Raw genomic sequence first — 1375 nt, forward strand, 5'->3', positions numbered from 1 at the left:
GGCATGCGCTGGAAAACCAAAGGCGCCGGGATTGTACTCAGCCTGCGGGCGCTGAGCCAAACGACCGGGCGCTGGCAACAATTTTGGCAGCGAATTGATCAATTCGGTGCCGCCTGTTTCGGGTGATGACATTATTCAAAGGCCGCACCCTGGCCGATCACCTCGGGGGCATTGGCCACGACGCCGTAGGCACTGTAGCCATCGGACTGCAGATAGAACCTTGGCGGTGGATCCGTCCCGCCCGCCTGGGCTGGATCCTCGAGCAGAACGCCCTTGGGCACGCAGGCCGCGCGGCTGTCGGCATACGCGAACCAGCGCACCGGCTGTCCAGGCGGCCCCCCGCAGAATACCCACATGTAGGAGGTCTGGGTGTTGTCGCGCCCGGGCTCGCGGAGCACCTGCACTGGCGTTTCGTCGACGTGGACCACCGTGCCTTGGCGCAGCAGGGCCTTGAGCGCAGCGGCGATCGGGGCGAGCGGTGCGTTGAGCTGGATTAGCAGCCCGGCCATGGTCTGGCGGCTCAGGTCGATGCCCTCACGCTCGAAGATCTTTTGTTGGCGATACAGCGGCAGGGCATCGACGAACTTGGCGGTGACGATCCCCGCCAGCAGTGAGCTGTGGGCGATCGACTTGGGGATGATCTGTTCGGGACGCGGGGCGATCTTGACCCCGACCTCGGCACCGGCGACGCTGTCGTCGCGTGCGACGTATTTGGCACGCTTGTAGACGATGACGTAGGTCTGGCGCGGCAGGATGGCCAATTGCTCGGAGGTGTCATAGCCGATGAAGCTCCAGTCCTCCCCCATTGCGGCCTTCTCGTCCTCGCCGAGATCGAGCAGACGCTCGACGCGGGGCAGATGACTCGGCAGAGGACGGCGCACGGGTTGGCGCTTGGTCGGCTCCGTCTTGTCCTTGGCGCTGTCCGGCGTTGGGGCCACAGGCCGCTCGGCCTCGAGTTCGCCGATGAGCGCCTCGAGTTCGGTTTCGTCGAACAGGCGCAGCTGGCTGTCCGGGACCTGATCGGTGCTGCGCCCGAAACGCTTGCGCTTGAGCAGCTCGATGGTCTCGAGCAGCTGCGCGATGCGCTGCTCCTGAACCCCGCGCTCACGGTCCGCCTCGGCCAATTGCGCCGTCAACTGGGCGATGATCGCCCGCAGTTCGGCGGGAGCGTCGGGGAGAGTCTGAGCGGTACTGGACATGCCCAGCATTATACCAGATTCCCTTGTCAAATCGGCGACTTATGAACGCTAGTGCGCCAAGCGAAGCTTGGCGCTTCTTGCCGGGTGAAAGTCCCGGTCGGGTAAGGGCTAGCCACCCACCCGTATCGCGTGTTGCGCCTCTGGCGGATAGCGACGCTCTGGTCGGGAGACTGGTG

At 64.9% G+C, this 1375-nt stretch carries 1 protein-coding gene; it reads right to left on the reverse strand.

Annotated features, from left to right (window positions below):
- Positions 1–131: 131 nt before the first annotated feature.
- A complete protein-coding gene (gene tnpC, locus CKO36_RS19055) occupies positions 132–1208 on the reverse strand; it encodes an IS66 family transposase (RefSeq protein WP_242469751.1) in 1077 nt (358 codons plus the stop codon).
- Between the last annotated feature and the right edge of the window lie 167 nt (positions 1209–1375).

The sequence above is a fragment of the Rhabdochromatium marinum genome (assembly GCF_016583795.1).
Taxonomy (GTDB): domain Bacteria; phylum Pseudomonadota; class Gammaproteobacteria; order Chromatiales; family Chromatiaceae; genus Rhabdochromatium; species Rhabdochromatium marinum.

Bases quoted from the DNA above. Each gene is read 5' to 3' on its own strand.
- tnpC (WP_242469751.1), bottom strand. From the start codon at position 1,208: ATGCTGGGCATGTCCAGTACCGCTCAGACTCTCCCCGACGCTCCCGCC.